The sequence below is a fragment of the Streptomyces sp. NPDC091287 genome (assembly GCF_044768525.1).
GTDB lineage: Bacteria > Actinomycetota > Actinomycetes > Streptomycetales > Streptomycetaceae > Streptomyces.
The window spans coordinates 58004-73842 of sequence record NZ_JBIVUV010000018.1; the positions used below are offsets into that span (position 1 = coordinate 58004).

Sequence of the window (15839 nt, forward strand, 5' to 3'; positions counted from 1 at the left end):
CATGCCCCAGCACGTCCCTCCCCCACTGCTTGACGCCGTTGCGCGTCCGGGTCAGGGCCCGGCGCCCGCAACGATCCCCGCGACCCCCAGACGCATCGTCTTCCTCGCCCACCGCGACCTGGGCAACCCGGCCGCCGGCGGCTCCGAGCTGCTGGTCGACCAGCTCGCCCTGGGTCTCACCGAGCAGGGCCACGACGTCACGCTGCTGTGCGGCGGACCGGCCGCCCGCCGGCCCTACCGGGTCGTCTCGGCGGGCTCCGCGCTGGGGCACTACGTCGGCGCGCGGTCCGCGTTCGCCCGGCGGATCGGCACGTGCGACCTGCTCGTCGAGGTCTGCAACGGCATGCCGTACCTGGCCCCGCTGTGGCACCGCGGACCCACGGTCTGCCTGGTCAACCATGTGCACACCGACCTGTGGGACATGCGCTTCCCGACGCCGGTGGCCCGTGCCGGGCGCAAGCTCGAACACTGGGCCCTGTCCCGGGCCTACCGCGACCACCTGATGATCGCGGTGTCCCCGTCCACGGCGGGCGCGCTGCGCGAACTGGGCGTGCCCGACGGGCGGATCCGGGTGGTGCACAACGGGGTCCAGGAGCCGAGCCCGCAGGGCGAGCGGTCCGCCACACCGCTGTTCGTGGCGCTGGGCCGGCTCGTCGACTACAAGCGCATCGATCTGCTGCTCCAGCTCTGGGAGCGGGTCCGGCCGGTCACCGGCGGGCGGCTCGTCATCGTCGGCGACGGCCCCGAGCGGGCCCGGCTGGAACAGCTCGCCGGTCCCGGTGTGGAGTTCGCCGGTCATGTGACCGAGGCGGAGAAGCACCGGCTGCTCTGCGCCGCGTGGATGCTGCTGCACCCGGCGGCCGTGGAGGGGTGGGGTCTCGTCGTCACGGAGGCCGCCGCCCGGTCCACCCCGACCCTGGGCTTCGACGTGCCGGGGCTGCGCGACTCCGTCGAGGACGGTGTCACCGGGATTCTCGCCCCGGGCGCGTCGTCCTTCGCCGCCGCCTGGTGCGCGCTGGCGCTGGACGACGAGCGGCGCGAGGCGATGGGCAAGGCGGCCCGCGAACGGGCCGCCGACTACCGGTGGACCGCCAGTGTGCGCCGGTTCGCCGCGGTCGCCGCCGAGGCGACCGCCGGCGCCGGGGCCGCGGGCGGCCCGAGCGTCCCGGTGATCGGCGCGAGCGCGTGAAGGACCCCTCGTTCCGGCGGTCGGTCGCCCTGTTCCGCGCCTTCCTGCGCGAACAGGGCGACCCCGCCACGGCGTACACCCTGCTGGCCCGTGACGCGGCCGACCAGGTCGAGCGGCACGGCCCGCTCCGCGACAAGGTCGTCGTGGACATCGGCGGCGGCGACGGCTACTTCACCCGCGAGTTCCGGCGGCGCGGTGCGCACAGCTACCTCTTCGAACCGGATCCGGCGGAGATCGGCCCCGGGCAGCGCGCGGACACCGTCGTCGCCGACGGCTATCTGCTGCCGCTCGCCGACGGCGCGGCCGACGTCTGCTTCTCCTCCAACGTGCTGGAGCACGTCGCCGATCCGCACACCTTCCTCAGCGAGATGGCGCGGGTGACCCGCCCCGGCGGTCTCATCTACGTCTCGTACACCAACTGGCTCTCCCCGTGGGGTGGCCATGAGTGGGCGCCCTGGCACTACCTCGGCGCCGAACGCGCCCGGAGCCGCTACGAGCGGCGCACCGGCGGCCCGGCCAAGCACCGGCTCGGCGAGAACCTCTTCAAGATCGGCGTCGGGGAGACCCTGAGCCACGTCCGGAGCCGCTCCGACGTGACCGTCGTCTCAGCACGCTCGCGCTACTGGCCCGTCCTTCCCCAGCTCGTGCCGCGCATCCCCGTACTGCGGGAATTCGCCACCTGGAACCTCCTCCTCATCCTCCGGCGGTGTTCATGACCAGCGCTGTCCACCCACCCCGGTCCACGGCCCCTCAGGGCGCGGGTCCCGCGCCCTCCGGTCCCGCCGACGGACCGCCCACGCCCCGCTCACGGCGCTGGCTGCTGGGCTTCTGGGCCGCCGTGTTCGCGGCGTTCCTCGCGGTGTCGCCCGGCCGGATGACGTTCGACACCAAGCTCGGCGTCGTCGTGGACCCCTGGCGCTTCCTGGGCGACCTGGGCGAGCTGTGGCACAGCCGGGCCGGGTTCGGCGGGATAGCCGACCAGTACGTCGGCTACGCCATCCCGATGCTGCCGTACTACGGGGCCGCCGACCTGCTGCACGTACCGGTCTGGCTCGCGGAGCGGCTGTGGCTGTCGCTGATCGTGGCGACCGCCTTCTGGGGTGCGCTCCGGCTGGCGGAGCGGCTGACCGTGGGTTCCCCGGCCACCCGGCTGCTGGGCGCGGTCGCGTACGCGCTGTGGCCGACGTACACCATCGTCGTGGGCTCGACCTCGGCGGCGGCCCTGCCGGGCGCCCTGCTGCCGTGGGTGCTGCTGCCGCTGACGAACCCGCGCCTGGCGCCGAGGATCGCCGCGGCCCGGTCCGCGCTGCTGATCCCGCTGATGGGCGGTGTCAACGCCGCGTCCACTCTTGCCTCGCTGCTGCCGGTGGGACTGTATCTGCTGTCCCGGCCCGGCGGGCCGCGCAAGCGTGCCCTGCTGGCGTGGTGGATCCCGGGCGTGATCCTGGCGACCGCCTGGTGGATCGTTCCGCTGCTGCTGCTGGGCACCTTCGGCGAGAACTTCATGCCGTACGTGGAGTCCTCGTACACCACCACGACGACCATGTCGGCGACCGAGGTGCTGCGCGGCGGCGGGAACTGGGTCGGCTATCTGAACTTCGGCGAGGCCTGGCTGCCGGCCGGCTGGACCGTCGCCACCGCGACCGTCACCATCCTGGGCTCGGCGCTCGCCGCCGCACTGGGCCTGGCGGGTCTGGCGCGCCGTGATCTGCCCGAGCGCCGCTGGCTGGTGCTGACCGTGCTGAGCGTCGCGCTCATCACGCTCGCCGGCTACGGCGGTGCGCTGGGCGGGCTCTTCCACGGGACCGTGCAGGACTGGCTGGACAGCTGGCTGGTGCCGTTCCGCAACATCTACAAGTTCCAGACGGGTCTGGCGCTGGCCCTGGCCCTGGGCCTCGCACACCTCACCGCGGTGGCCTCCGTCGCCGCCGCGGCGCGGGGCGGCGGCAGCGCGATGCGCGCCCGCCGGCTCGTGCCGGTGATCGCCGCCGTGCTGGTGCTGCCGGGTCTCGCCTGGCCGTACGTCAACGGCTCGATCCTGCAGAAGGGTTCGTTCCAGCAGCTGCCCACGTACTGGGAGACGACCGGCAGCTGGCTGAAGAAGAACTCGGCGGACGACCGCGCCCTGGTGGTCCCCGCGACCGCGCACGGCATCTACACCTGGGGTTCCCCCATCGACCAGCCGCTGGACGTGCTGGCGAACTCGCCCTGGGCCCAGCGGGATTACGTGCCGTTCGGTACACCGGGCAACCGGCGGGCGATGGACGCCGTCGAGCAGGCGCTGACCACCGGCGGCGAGGTTCCCGGGCTGAGCGAGTACCTCAACCGGGCTGGGCTGCACTATGTGGTGGTCCGCAACGACCTGGATCCCGATCAGTTGGGGTACGTCCCCACGGCCACGGTGAAGCGCACCCTGGAGGCGTCCGGGTACCAGCGCGTGACCGGCTTCGGACCCGTGATGACCGGCGGACGGATCGCGGCGGACACCCCCGTGCAGGTCGAGGGCCTCTATCCGCGGCAGCGGGCCGTGGAGATCTACGAGCCGCCCGCCGGGACGGAGCCTCCGGGACGGGCGGGTGCGGCCCCGGTGGCCTCGACGGCCGTCGTGAGCGGCGGGCCCGAGTCCCTGCTGCCGCTGTCGGCGAGCGGCGCTCTGAACGGGCGGCCGGCCGTGCTGGCCGGTGACGCGCACCCGGGGCTGGGGCGGCCGTCGCTGTACGCGGCGGGCGACGGGCTGCGGCGTGCCGACACCCGGTTCGGGCTGGTCAACTCCAACACCTCGTACACGTACACCGCCGATGAGCGCAACGCGGTGGAGGCCGCGCAGGACCCGGACCGGAGCCCCCGGCAGATCCTGCCGTCGTCCGGCACGGAGCACCAGACGACGGCCGTGCTGCGGGGCGCCAGGAAGGTCAGCGCCTCGTCGGTGGGGAACTGGCTCTTCCATCTGCCGCAGTACGACCCGGTCAACGCCTTCGACGGCAACCCGGACACCGGCTGGGCGGAGGGGTCCCCGGGCTCTCCCGAGGACGAGTGGGTGCGGATCGACTTCACCACTCCGACGGAGCTTCCGGCCTCGCTCCAGGTGACGCCGCTGCCCAGCGCGAACGTGCGGGCCGCACCGACCGTCGTCCGGGTCGAGACCGAGCGGGGATTCAAGGACAGCCCGCTGAAGCCGGACGGATCGGCGCAGACGGTGGCCGCGCCCACCGGGCAGGCGTCCTGGCTGAAGGTGACGATCCTGGAGTCCCAGCAGGGGCGTCCCGGGCTCACCGGCGCCGGCTTCACCGACATCGCGATCCCCGGGGTGCAGGTGACCCGGATGCTGGAGCTGCCCGCCGACGCGCCCCGTGAGGGCGCGGACTCCACGGTCTACTCGCTGCGGCGGGGCAGCGACCCCGGCGGTCTGTCGTCGGTGGCGGCCGAGGTCGGCCTGCACCGGCAGTTCACCGCCCAGGAGGCGGGCCCGTACAAGGTGTCCGCGAGCGCGGTGCCGGTGCCCGGCGAGGCCCTGGACAAGCTGCTCTTCGAGCTGACGGGCGAGCGGGACAAGATCGAGGTGAGCGCCGACTCCACGGCACGGCTGGGCACCAGCCTCACTCCGCGCAATCTGACCGACGGTGATCTGACCACGGCGTGGATCGCGGGCGAACGCCCCGTACTGCATCTGTCCTGGCCGGAGAAGAAGGAGGTCGGGGAGATCGTCTTCGCGGCGGCCGGCGGCCTGTCCACCCGCCCCGAGCAGGTGCAGATCAGCTCCCCCGACGGCACCGCGGTGGCCTCCGTGGACGAGAACGGCATGGCCCGCTTCTCGCCCATCAGGACCGACCGGATGGACATCACCATCTCGCGTCAGGCGCCGCTGACCGTCCACAACCCGGTCGCCGACGACCAGTTGCAGTTGCCGGTGGGGCTCAGCGAGGTCTACGTCCCGGCCCTGGAGGAGTACCGCTCGCCGCAGCCGAAGCCGGACAAGACGTTCAGCCTGGCCTGCGGCAAGGGTCCGGTCCTGTCCGTCGGCGGTACGTTCCTGGAGACCCGCGCCGAGGGCCTGGTGCGGGACCTGACGCAGCGCCGCCCCATCGAGGTCACGCCGTGCACCGAGGGCGGCACGGTGGAGCTGGCAGCCTCGTCCACCACCGTCGAGGCGGGTGACGCGGGACCGCTCGCCATCACGGACGTCAACCTGAGCAACGGAACCACCGAGGCCGCGGCGAGCACGCCGCGTTCGGTGGACGTCGAGCGGGGCGACGGCGACCGGCGCACGATCGCCGTCGGCGCGGGCGAGGCCTCCTACCTCCAGATCCACGAGAACCACAACAAGGGCTGGAAGGCCACCCTGGACGGCGAGGAGCTGACGCCGCTGCGGATCGACGGCTGGCAGCAGGCCTGGCTGATCCCGGAGGGCGAGGGCGGCAAGGTCACCCTGGAGTACGAGCCGGCCCGGATCTACCAGGTGGGTCTGATCGGCGCGGGGGTCCTGCTCCTGGTGCTCGTGGGGCTCGCCTTCGTGCGGCGGCGGGGAGCCGAGCCGTACGCGTCCGAGGAGCAGCCCGTCGCGCCCGGTCCGGGTCTGGTCCTGGGCACGGTGGCGCTCACCCTGGTGGGGGTGGTGATCGCGGGGCCGCTCGCCCTGGCGGTGCCGGTCCTCGCCGTACTCGCCCACTTCCGGCCGAGGTCGCTCGCACCGGTCGCGTTCGCGGCGATGGCCGCCGCGGGTATGGTGGCGGCGGTGGGCACCGGGGACACCACGGCCGCGGGCGAGGGCGCGTTCGGCGCGACGGCCCAGTTCCTGGCGCTGGTCGGCCTGTTCGCCGCCCTGGTCACGGTCGGGCGCGAGCCGCTCGGCAGGCGGGCCGCCGGGGGCCGGGGCACGGCGGACGGAGAGGCGCCCACGGTGCCGGCGCAGGCCGCCGCCGCTTCGGGCCGGACGCTGTCCACCGACCCGAAGCGTCCACAGGGAACTCCGCCTCCCGCGCCCGGATTCGGGTACGGATCCGGATCCGGATCCGGCTCGGGCGAAGGCGAAGGCGGCAGCCACGGCGACAGCGACGGCCATGGCGGTGACGGCCCGACGCAGCAGCTCGGCGGTCAGCAGCCGCCGCCGTCCCGTCCCGGAGGGGGCACCTGATGGCGACCACGCAGCAACCCCGGGCGCGGGGCGGTATGCCCCGGCCCGGGGCCCCGGCCCGGGTGCCGTTCCCCGTGGTCGACGAGGTGGCCCGGCACTGTGCGCAGGACGCCGAGCCGAACACGGTGCACATCGAGATCCAGCTGCCGGGCCGGGTGGACGAGGGGCGGCTGCGCTCCGCGTTCGCCGAGGCGCTCGCCCGGCATCCCCGGGCGCTGATGCGGGAGCGCCCCCGGTCCCCGTTCGCCCGGCGCTACGAGTGGGAGCTGACCGGGGGTCCCGACACGGATCCGGTCTCCTTCCCGCCGTCCGCGCCCGGGGCGCTCGCCCGGGCCCGGGCGCGGGCGCTGGACGAGGCCCCTCCGCTGACGGCGTCGCCGCCGCTGCGGCTCGCGGTGGTCGAGGAGCCGGGTACCGAGGGGTGTGTGCTGCTCTTCACCGTGCACCACACCGCCCTCGACGGCCCGGCCTGCATGCGGCTGGCGGCGACGGCAGCCGAGGTCTACGGCGCGCACCGCACCCCGCCGGCCCCCGCACCCGCGCGGCCTGCGTCCGAGCCGCTCGTCGGGGAGTCCCCGGCGGCGCCGCTGGCCCGGCCCGCCCGGATCGCGGCGGGCTCGCCGGGTCCCACGCCGGTACCGGGCAACGCGATGCTGCTGGTCGAACTGCCGGTCCCGAAGCGGGAGTCCGGCGCGCCGTACACGGTGAACGACCAGCTGATGGTGGCCACCGCGCTCACGGTGGCCGACTGGAACCGGGAGCGGGGCGCGCCGGGGGCCGACCGCCGGCCGCTGCGGATCACCATGCCGGTCGACGACCGCACCCGGGGCCCCGAGATGCCGATCGGGAACGGCACCCGGCTGGTGGAGGTCGGTTTCGCCGCGTCCGAGCTGACGCCCGGGGCCGACATCCCCGCGCTGCTCCGGGCGACCGCTGAGCGCACCCGGGCGCTCAAGGCGCGCCCCCGTCCCCCGTTGGGCCGTTCCGCTTCCCTGCTGACCGCGCCGCTGCTGCCGGTGGCCGCCCGCGCCGCCCTCACCCGGGGGCTGCGGGTGCTGGCGGGGCCGTGGACCTCGACGACGCTGCTGAGCAACATCGGCCGGGTGCCGTACCCGTTGGACTTCGGGGAGGCGGGCCGGGCCACCGCCGTGTGGTTCTCCGCGCCCGCCCGGATGCCCCGGGGGCTGACGTTCACCACGGCGTCCACGGGCGGCCGGCTGCATCTGGCGCTGCGCTGGTCGCGCACCCTGCTGGGCGACGAGGACGGCGTACGCCTGAGCGAGATGTTCACCCGTCACCTGGCCTCGACGTCCTCGGAGACCGTATGACCGGCACCGTCTCTCCCCCGCCCGGGCTGCGGGACTTCTACGAGAACCCGGCCGTTCCCGTCGCCTCGGGCGACGGGCGCACCCTGCGGCAGGCCCGGCTGCTGGCCGACGCGCTGGGCGCACCGGGGCAGGTGATCCTCGACATCGGGTGCGGTGACGGCACGGCGGCGGCCACGGCGGCCCCGGTCCTGGCCGGTCACCGGCTGATCGGCGTCGACTGGTCGCAGGACGCGCTGCGCCGGGCCCGGCCCCGGATGGGTCTCGTGGTCCGCGGCGAGCTGGAGCACGGCGGGCTGCCGCTGGCCGACGGGTGCGCGGACGCGGTGCTGTTCAGCGAGATCCTGGAACACCTGGTCGACCCGGACCAGGCGTTGGACGAGCTGCGGCGGGTCCTGCGGCCCGGCGGCCATCTGATGCTGTCCACCCCGAACCTGGCGGCCTGGTACAACCGGGCGCTGTTGCTCGCCGGGGTGCAGCCGGTGTTCTCGGAGGTCAGTCTGCGCGGCATCCACGGCCGCCCCGGTTCCGAGGTGGTCGGGCATCTGCGGCTGTACACGGCCCGTGCGCTGCGCTCGTTCCTGGCGGCGTCCGGCTTCGACGACGTGAGGATCACGGGCGCCCCCTTCCACGGGGTGCCGCGTCCGCTGCGGCTGCTGGACCGGGCGGCGTGCTCGGTGCCCGGGGCCGCCTCCATCCTGCTGGCCCACGCGCGGCGGAGGTAGCGCGGTGTGGTGGGGTGTCGGCGCTGCGCTGGTCGCCAACGCGCTGTACAGCGTGGGGTTCGTGGTGGAGAAGCGGGCCCTGGGCTCGCTGCCCGCACTCTCGGCGGGCCGGCCGCTGCGGGTGGTCCGGGTGCTGCTGACCAGTCCGCTGTGGATCGTCGGCGCGCTGGCGCTGGCGGCCGGGTTCGGGGCCCAGCTGATCGTCTACCGGGCGCTGCCGATCGCGGCGGCGCAGGGCATCTTCGTCTCCGGTCTGGTGCTGCTCCTGCTGTTGTCGTCAGCTGTGCTCGGCGAGGAGTCGACGGGCCGCGAACGCTACGCGCTCGGCGGGGTGCTGGTCGCCCTGCTGATGGTCGTCGCCTCGGTGCGCGAGGGCGAGGACGTGGTGAGCGGCGGCGCGCCGTGGGCGCTGGTGCTCCTGGTCTGCGTGCCCGCGCTGGGGGCGGGCGTCTGGCTGTACGTACGGGTCGAGAGCCGGGCGGCCAAACGGCACCGGGTCCCGACCAGCGGCATCGGGTACGGAGTGGCGGTGGGCCTGCTCTACGGGGTCAGCTCGCTGGCCATCAAGGGCACGTCCAGCCACCTGACCAGCACCGATCTCGGCGAGGCCGCGCTGTCACTGCTGGGGTCCCCGTATCCGTATCTGCTGCTGTTCACCGCGGGGGCCGGTCTGGTGATGTCGCAGACCGCGTTGCAGCGCTGCCGGGCCTCCCTCATCGTGCCGGTGTGCACCACGGTGACCAGCCTGTTCACCGCGGTCCTCGGGACGCTCGCCTTCGGCGAGACGCTGCCCGACGATCCGCTGCTGCTGACCCTGCGGGTGGGCGGCACGGCGCTCGCCCTCTCCGTCCTGCTGGCCATGCCGCGCCACGACCCTCAACCCGCCGCCCCGTCCTGACCCCGGATACGGCACGCCGCGTCCGCCACCCCCGTCATCCCCGACACCGAGGAGCCACCCGATGAACCCCGACGACCCGCTGCTCGCCCTGCTGGCCTGCCCACTCGACAAGGGCCCGCTCTCCCTGCTGGCCGAGGAGGAGGCGCTCTACAACCCCCGGCTGCGCCTGAGTTACCCGATCGTGGACGGCATCCCGCAGCTGCTGCCCTCATCGGGCCGGAAGGTCGGGGCGGACGACCACGAGCGTCTGCTCACCCGGCTCAAGGCCTCGGCCACGTGACCACGTTCGCCGCGGCGGTGGCGTCCCGACTGCCCGGGGGCCTCGTCGGCTCGGCCGCTGTCGCCCTGTACCCGCGCTTCGAGCCCGAGCTCCGGCGGCTCGCCGACTTCTGCCCGCCGGAGGGTATCGCGGTCGACATCGGTGGCTGGTACGGCCCCTGGTCGCGGCGGCTTGCCGCCCGCTGCGCCGAGGTGGTCACCATCGAGCCCGTGCCGCATCTGGCCGAACACCTGCGCCGGACGCTGCCGTCGAACGCCCGGGTGGTCCAGGGCGCGGCGACCGACCGGGCGGGCACGGCGCAGCTGTGGTTCCCGGAGGGCGACAGCGGCGACCGGGGGGTGTCGTCGCTGGCCCGCCGCGACATCCACGCGCACTGCCTGGAGGTTCCGTCGATCACCGTCGACAGCCTCGGGCTGAGCGGGGTCGGCTTCGTGAAGATGGACGTCGACGGCGGCGAGCGGGCGGCGCTGCTCGGTGCGGCGGAACTGCTGCGCAAGGACCGTCCGGCCCTGCTCATCGAGCTGGAGAGCCGGCTCGGGCCGATCGCACCGGCGGTCGACCTGCTGACCGGCCAGGGCTACGCGGGCTGGCTGCTGGCGGGCCGGCGCTGGATCGCGCTCGATGGGTTCGACCTGGTGGCCCACCAGGCGCGGACGGAACACCTGGTGCACCAGGGTCTGCTGCGCCGGGCCTTCGTCCCGCACCGTGAGCGGTACATCAACTCGGTGCTCTTCCTGCCGGACGGGCGGACCCCGGGCACGGCCTGACGGTCGCGGGCCCCGCGTATCCTCGGCCCCGGGGCATGCCGAACGGAGGATGGCGCACGTGACGGGCAGCAGCGCAGGGCGGGACCCGGCACGGCCGGACGGTCCCGGGAGCGAGCGGGCGGGCGCCGCGGAGCGCACGTCGCTCAGCGCCCGCGCGCGGGACGCGGTCCGGGAGCGGATCGTCGACCGCCGCTACCCGCAGGGCGCCCGCCTCGTGGAGCGCGAGGTCGCCGAGGAGCTGCGGATGTCCCGCGTCCCGGTCCGCGAGGCGCTGCGTGCCCTGGTGGGCGAAGGGCTCCTGGAGCTGCTGCCGCACAGCGGGGTCCGGGTGCGGCGGATGGAACGGGCCGACGTGGAGCACCTGTACGAGGTGTGGGAGCCGCTCGCCGTCCAGGCCTCCCGGCTCGCGGCACGGCGGGTGGCGCGGTCCGCCCCGGCGGAGCCGCCGGGCGTCACCGCGCTGCGGATCTCCCTCGACCGGGCGGAGCAGGCGGCGTCCGACGACGAGGGGGCGCGCGAGGTGGCGGCCCACACCGCCTTCCACGAGGACATCGTCGCCCTGAGCGGCAACCCGATGCTGGCCCGCACCATGGAGCAGCTCAGCGGACAGCTCCAGTTGCTGTTCGGGATGCGGGAGGAGCCGGAGCACATGCGCGCCCAGCACGCGGTCATGTTCCGGTACATCGCGACGGGTGACGAGGAGTCCGCGGCGGCGAGCACGCTGCTGCACGTACGGGACAGCCGGGCCGTGGCTCTGCGATCCCTGTTCGACGACTAATTTTGTATACCAGGGAGGCTCCCCCACGGGAAAACTCCCCACACACCCACTCCGCCCTCGCCTCGCATTCACCTCGTACGCCGTAGAGCTGCACGTTTTCCGCACAGGCGCGGAGCGGAATCACTCCTTCCCAGACCGACGACCACCCTGGTATACAAAGTGCTCCCACGTTCGCTTCCGTTTGCCGCGGCCGAAGGAGCCCTCGATGCACCCCGATTCCACCGTCTCCCCCTCCGCCGGTCTCTCCCGGCGCTCCATGCTGGCCGGCGCCGCCGCCCTCGCGGGCACCACCGCCGCGATCGCCGCGCCCGGGTCCGAGGCCGCCGCCGCGCCCCGGACCGGCGGAGCGTCGCCGTCCGCAGCCGACCGGATCACGGAGCAGCCGGACCGATCGGGCGGCCACGCGCCCGCCACGGTGTTCAAGAACGTGCGGCCCTACGGGGCGACGCCGCCCGTCGACCTCACCGTCGTCGACGGCGTCATCACCGCAGAGCCCGCGCCGCGCGGCGCCAAGGTCATCGACTGCAAGGGCAGGATCGCGCTGCCGACCCTGGTCGACGCGCACATCCATCCCGACAAGACGGCGTGGGGCGAGCCCTGGGTGACGCGGAATCCGGCGGGTTCCATCGCGGAGTACACCGCCGAGGACGTGAAGCTCTACCACGCGCTGCGGACTCCCCTGAAGGAGCGCGCGGAGCGCCTGATGGGCCACGCCGTCACTCAGGGCACCCGCGCGATGCGGGCCCATGTCGATGTCGCTCCCGCCTACGACCTGGTGGGCGTCGAGGGCGTCGGATCCGCCCGCAGGGCCCTGCGGCACGCGCTCGACGTGGAGATCGTCGCGTTCCCGCAGCACGGGGTGATCCGTACGCCGGGCACCGAGGAGCTGCTGGAGGAAGCGGCGCGCACCGGGGCGGTCGACCGGATCGGCGGCATCGACCCGATCGGGTTCGACGAGGCGCTCGACGAGCAGCTCGACATCGTCTTCGGCATCGCGGACCGGCACGGTGTGGGCGTCGACATCCATCTGCACGAGCGGGCCGCGACGGGGCTGGAGTCGCTGCGCGCGATCATCGACCGCACCCGGGCGCTGTCGTTGCAGGGCAAGGTCACCGTCAGCCATGTCTTCTGCGTGCCCGGACTGCCCGAGCGGGAGCTCGACCGGCTGGCGGCGGACCTGGCGGACGCCGGGATCTCCCTGACGACGGTCGCCCCCTCGTCGGACCTGGTGCTGCCGATCGGCCGGCTGCGCGAGCACGGGGTCCACGTGGGCCTCGGCTCGGACGGCGTACGGGACTCGTGGAGCCCGTTCGGCAACGCGGACATGCTGCACCGCTCGCACCTGCTGGCCCAGGTGCAGGACGCCCGCCTCGACGAGGAGCTGGAGGCGGCCTTCCGCTCGGGGGCCGACGGCGGGGCCCGGCTCCTGGGGCTGCCGGAGGCGGACCTGAAGCCCGGTTCGCCGGCCGACTTCCTGCTGGTGCGCGGGGAGTGCCTCCCGCAGGTCGTGGTCGACCTGCCGCGCCGCGAGATGGTGGTGCGCGGCGGGCGGATCGTCGCCCGGGACGGCGAACTCGTCGGTCACTGACCACCCCTGTCAGGGCCCGTCCGGGCTCTGACAGCCCGTCAGCTCTGCTGTGCCTCCTCGGCGTTGCGCCAGACCGTGAGGTCGATGGTGATGTAGCGGCTGGGGTCGTCCGGGCCCGCCTTGCCGCGGTAGGTCACCACGGCGATGTGTCCGGCCTCGCTGAGCACACAGATCTGCGACCCGGACGTGAGCTGTTCGAGGTCGATCTTCTCGGTGTAGCGGGTCTCCTGTCGGCAGACCTCCAGCGAACCCTTCTGCGAGTTCTTCAGCACCACCAGCTTCCCGTTGGCGCTGCCCACCCGCTCGTCGCCGAAGAGGGAGTCCCAGTAGAAGTAGAAGTCCCCCTTGCCATAACTGACCCCACTACCGGTGTCCTCCAGCGGCCGGGGCGGATTGTCGGCGAGTTTCAGGGCGTAGTTCGCCGTCACGTCGATGCCCTCGTACGAGACGGGCCTGGGGTCGACCGGCTTCTGCCTGCCCTTGTCCCCGGAACCACTGCCGCTCGAAGCACCGTTGGAGGACGCCTCGGACCGGTCGCCCTTGCCCGAGGTGTCGGGGTCCTCCGGCAGCAGGGCGCCGATGACACCGAGGACGACCAGCGCGCCGACGACCGAAGCGGCGACGATCAGCCCTGTCCGCTTGGGGCGCGGCGCGGCGGGCTGGAAACCGGGCGAGCCCCAGCCGGACGGCTGGGAGCCGGGCTGCTGGTAGCCGGGCTGGGCGAATCCGGACGGGTAGTGGGGCGGCGGGGTCGCGTAGCCCTGGGGCTGGGTGTTCTGCTGCCAGTGACCGGTCGGCACGGTTCCCGGCGTCCCCGGGGCTCCCGGCGCCCCGGGAGCCCCCGGCGCTCCGGGTGCGGCGGGTCCGGTCTGTGTGGGGGCGGCGGCCACGGCGTAGCCGGTCGGGGTGTACGGCTGGGCGGGGCCCGGTGCCGGGGGCTGCGGGGAGTACTGCGTGGGCGTGGGCGCGGGTCCGGTGGTGGGCCGGGGCGGCGGTGTGGCTGCGGGGGCGGGGAGTTGGTGGCGTTCGGTGATGGAGCCGGCGACCGCTCGCGGGAGCCAGTCCTCGCCCTGGCGCAGGGGTTCGGGGGAGATCTCGTGGCACATGCGGATGATGTCGGTGAGGGTGGGGCGGTCGGCGGGGTCGCGGCTGAGGCAGCGGGTGACCAGGGGGCGCAGTGCGTCGGGCAGCCGGCTGAGGTCGGGGTCCTCGTGGACGATGCGGTAGAGGACAGCGTGCGAGGGGCCGTCGCCGAAGGCGGGTGCGCCGATCGCGGCGTAGGCGGCGATCTGGCCGAGGGCGAAGATGTCGGTGGCCGGGGTGACCGTGCCGACCGCCGCCTGTTCGGGCGACATGAACGCCGGGGTGCCGACGCTGACGCCGGTGCCGGTGAGGGCGGTGGTGTCGGCGGCCCGGGCGATACCGAAGTCGATCACCCGGGGCCCGTCGGCGGCCAGCAGCACGTTCGCCGGCTTCAGGTCACGGTGGACGATGCCCGCACCATGGATGACACCGAGCGCCTCCGCCACCCCGACGGTCAGCAGCAGCACACTCCGCAGGGGCAGCCCGCCGTGCCGGGACACCGCGTGCGCGAGCGACGGGCCCGGCACGTACGCCGTCGCCAGCCACGGCTGCGTCCCCTCGGTGTCCGAGTCGATGACCGGCGCGGTGTACAGGCCCTGCACGCGCTGCGCGGCCCGCACCTCCTGCTGGAAACGCCGCCGGAACTCCGGATCCTCGCTGAACTCCGCCCGGATCACCTTGATCGCGAGAGGACGACCGCCCGGCGTGTACGAGAGGTACACCTTGCCCATCCCGCCCGCGCCCAGCACGGCGGCCAGCCGATAGCCCCCCACAACAGCCGGGTCGTCGGCCTTGAGCGGCTGGAACGGGTCGGTCGAAGGTGCACTGCTCATTAGGAACCATCCCCCTGGTCACGGCAGTCCGGAGCCTGCACACGCCCCGAGATCAGACGAGAGCGTACCCAATGCCGGGGGCGGGTCAGGGCCTGGCCGCCTCGGAGGCGTACCGCGGCGGCGTACGGTCCCGTACGGGTCGGGGCCGGCACCTTCCCGCCCGCCCGCCGGAGCGGCCTTGCCGCTCCCCTGCACCGGGTCCATGCTGGTGCCATGGGTGACCAGGCCGGCCCCGAGCCGGGGGTGTCCGTCCGGCAGGACCTCCGGTTGTTGGAGGCCGCCGCGGCGCACCGGGACGGCGCCTCCGCGCGGCAGCTGGCCCAGGAGGCGGGGTTGCCCGAGCCCACCGCCCGGCGGCTCCTGCACGAGCTCACCCGGGACGGCTATCTGCACGAGCTGGACGACGACGCGTTCACCCTCCGTGAGCGCGACTCGCTGCGGCACGCCGCCTTCGACGGCCAGGCGCTGCGGGAGCACATCCGCCCGCTGCTGTCGTCGCTGCGCGACAGTGTGTCCGCCGCCGCCTACCTGACGTTGTACGAGGAGGGGGAGATCCGGGTCCTGGAGATCGTCGACAACCCGCATGCCCCGCGGGTGGACCTGTGGGTGGGCTTCCACGAGGCCGGACACGCCACCGCGCTCGGCAAGAGCGTGCTCCGCGAGCTGGACGAGGAGGCCCGCGCCAACTACCTCTCCCGGCACGCGCTGGCCGACCTCACCCCCCGCACCATCACCTCCCGGGAGGAGCTGCTGCGGCAGCTCGACTCCGCCGCCGCGGGCCCGCTCTCACTGGACCGGGGGGAGTACGCGCCGGGCACGACGTGCGCGGCGGCTCCTGTGTACAGCGGTGACCAGGTCGGCTCGATCGGCATCTCGTTCCGGTCGGACCGGATGTACCGGACCACCGAGGTCAGGGCGCGGTTGCTGGAGTCGGCGCTGCGCGTCACACGGCGGCTGACCCTTCCGGGGTTCTGACGGCTCCGCGACGGGGGCTCAGCCGGTGACGATGCCCGCGACCAGGTTGATCGTGGTGGCCAGGATGCTCGCGCCGAAGACGTACGAGAGCAGGCAGTGCCGGAGGGCGACGGCGCGGATCCGGGAGGTGGAGACGTTGGTGTCGGAGACCTGGTTCAGCGCGCCGACGGCGGCTCCGACCACCGCGGAACCGGCGAGCCGGGGAACGGCGGGAAGCAGCAATCGACTGTTCATGGGGCCTCACGTGTGCTGCCCGAGGAGCCCGGC

General features: G+C 74.0%; 12 protein-coding genes and 1 pseudogene. 11 read left to right on the forward strand and 2 right to left on the reverse strand.

Going from position 1 to position 15839, the window contains the following annotated elements; genetic code table 11:
• Position 1: 1 nt before the first annotated feature.
• The 10 genes from ACIQRW_RS28135 (at position 2) to ACIQRW_RS28180 (ending at position 12681) form a co-directional block, all read left to right on the forward strand.
• On the forward strand, positions 2–1189 hold the full coding sequence (locus ACIQRW_RS28135) for a glycosyltransferase family 4 protein (protein WP_403765197.1): 1188 nt from the start codon (positions 2–4) through the stop codon (positions 1187–1189).
• The gene (locus ACIQRW_RS28140) at positions 1186–1905 is read left to right on the forward strand and encodes a class I SAM-dependent methyltransferase (protein WP_351045152.1); all 720 of its coding nucleotides are present in this window, start codon (positions 1186–1188) and stop codon (positions 1903–1905) included. The genes ACIQRW_RS28135 and ACIQRW_RS28140 overlap by 4 nt, the downstream gene beginning before the upstream one ends.
• Positions 1902–6320, forward strand: coding sequence for an alpha-(1->3)-arabinofuranosyltransferase family protein (locus tag ACIQRW_RS28145; RefSeq protein ID WP_403765199.1), 4419 nt, complete (start codon positions 1902–1904; stop codon positions 6318–6320). Before ACIQRW_RS28140 ends, ACIQRW_RS28145 begins: the two co-directional genes overlap by 4 nt.
• Positions 6320–7648 carry a condensation protein gene (locus ACIQRW_RS28150; protein ID WP_403765201.1) on the forward strand — a complete coding sequence of 443 codons (1329 nt, stop codon included), beginning with the start codon at positions 6320–6322 and terminating at the stop codon, positions 7646–7648. Before ACIQRW_RS28145 ends, ACIQRW_RS28150 begins: the two co-directional genes overlap by 1 nt.
• Positions 7645–8370 carry a methyltransferase domain-containing protein gene (locus ACIQRW_RS28155; RefSeq protein ID WP_403765203.1) on the forward strand — a complete coding sequence of 242 codons (726 nt, stop codon included), beginning with the start codon at positions 7645–7647 and terminating at the stop codon, positions 8368–8370. The genes ACIQRW_RS28150 and ACIQRW_RS28155 overlap by 4 nt, the downstream gene beginning before the upstream one ends.
• 4 nt (positions 8371–8374) lie before the next feature.
• Positions 8375–9268 carry a hypothetical protein gene (locus ACIQRW_RS28160; protein ID WP_403765205.1) on the forward strand — a complete coding sequence of 298 codons (894 nt, stop codon included), beginning with the start codon at positions 8375–8377 and terminating at the stop codon, positions 9266–9268.
• Between the two features lie 61 nt (positions 9269–9329).
• Positions 9330–9548 (forward strand): Trm112 family protein, encoded by a 219-nt coding sequence (locus ACIQRW_RS28165; RefSeq protein ID WP_007453982.1) that lies wholly within the window; start codon positions 9330–9332, stop codon positions 9546–9548.
• Positions 9545–10315 carry an FkbM family methyltransferase gene (locus tag ACIQRW_RS28170; protein ID WP_403765206.1) on the forward strand — a complete coding sequence of 257 codons (771 nt, stop codon included), beginning with the start codon at positions 9545–9547 and terminating at the stop codon, positions 10313–10315. The genes ACIQRW_RS28165 and ACIQRW_RS28170 overlap by 4 nt, the downstream gene beginning before the upstream one ends.
• Before the next feature lie 49 nt (positions 10316–10364).
• Positions 10365–11093, forward strand: coding sequence for a GntR family transcriptional regulator (locus ACIQRW_RS28175; protein WP_403765208.1), 729 nt, complete (start codon positions 10365–10367; stop codon positions 11091–11093).
• A 205-nt stretch (positions 11094–11298) separates the two neighbouring features.
• Positions 11299–12681, forward strand: a complete 1383-nt coding sequence (locus tag ACIQRW_RS28180) for an amidohydrolase family protein (protein WP_403765210.1) — start codon at positions 11299–11301, stop codon at positions 12679–12681.
• A 38-nt stretch (positions 12682–12719) separates the two neighbouring features.
• Here the strand turns inward: ACIQRW_RS28180 and ACIQRW_RS28185 are convergent, their stop codons facing one another.
• Positions 12720–14597 (reverse strand): serine/threonine-protein kinase, encoded by a 1878-nt coding sequence (locus ACIQRW_RS28185; RefSeq protein ID WP_403765212.1) that lies wholly within the window; start codon positions 14595–14597, stop codon positions 12720–12722.
• Between the two features lie 213 nt (positions 14598–14810).
• Here ACIQRW_RS28185 and ACIQRW_RS28190 point away from each other — a divergent pair, with 213 nt between their 5' ends.
• Positions 14811–15572 (forward strand): IclR family transcriptional regulator, encoded by a 762-nt coding sequence (locus tag ACIQRW_RS28190; RefSeq protein WP_403765214.1) that lies wholly within the window; start codon positions 14811–14813, stop codon positions 15570–15572.
• Positions 15573–15590: 18 nt separating this feature from the next.
• Here the strand turns inward: ACIQRW_RS28190 and ACIQRW_RS28195 are convergent.
• A pseudogene (locus ACIQRW_RS28195) lies at positions 15591–15740 on the reverse strand (DUF1345 domain-containing protein); the annotation flags it as partial.
• Between the last annotated feature and the right edge of the window lie 99 nt (positions 15741–15839).

Excerpts from the sequence above, each read along its gene's own strand:
- ACIQRW_RS28155 (WP_403765203.1), top strand. The coding sequence starts at position 7,645 with ATGACCGGCACCGTCTCTCCCCCGCCCGGGCTGCGGGACTTCTACGAG.
- ACIQRW_RS28175 (WP_403765208.1), top strand. The coding sequence starts at position 10,365 with ATGGCGCACGTGACGGGCAGCAGCGCAGGGCGGGACCCGGCACGGCCG.
- ACIQRW_RS28190 (WP_403765214.1), top strand. The coding sequence starts at position 14,811 with ATGGGTGACCAGGCCGGCCCCGAGCCGGGGGTGTCCGTCCGGCAGGAC.
- ACIQRW_RS28145 (WP_403765199.1), top strand. The coding sequence starts at position 1,902 with ATGACCAGCGCTGTCCACCCACCCCGGTCCACGGCCCCTCAGGGCGCG.
- ACIQRW_RS28185 (WP_403765212.1), bottom strand. The coding sequence starts at position 14,597 with ATGAGCAGTGCACCTTCGACCGACCCGTTCCAGCCGCTCAAGGCCGAC.
- ACIQRW_RS28165 (WP_007453982.1), top strand. The coding sequence starts at position 9,330 with ATGAACCCCGACGACCCGCTGCTCGCCCTGCTGGCCTGCCCACTCGAC.
- ACIQRW_RS28135 (WP_403765197.1), top strand. The coding sequence starts at position 2 with ATGCCCCAGCACGTCCCTCCCCCACTGCTTGACGCCGTTGCGCGTCCG.
- ACIQRW_RS28180 (WP_403765210.1), top strand. The coding sequence starts at position 11,299 with ATGCACCCCGATTCCACCGTCTCCCCCTCCGCCGGTCTCTCCCGGCGC.
- ACIQRW_RS28150 (WP_403765201.1), top strand. The coding sequence starts at position 6,320 with ATGGCGACCACGCAGCAACCCCGGGCGCGGGGCGGTATGCCCCGGCCC.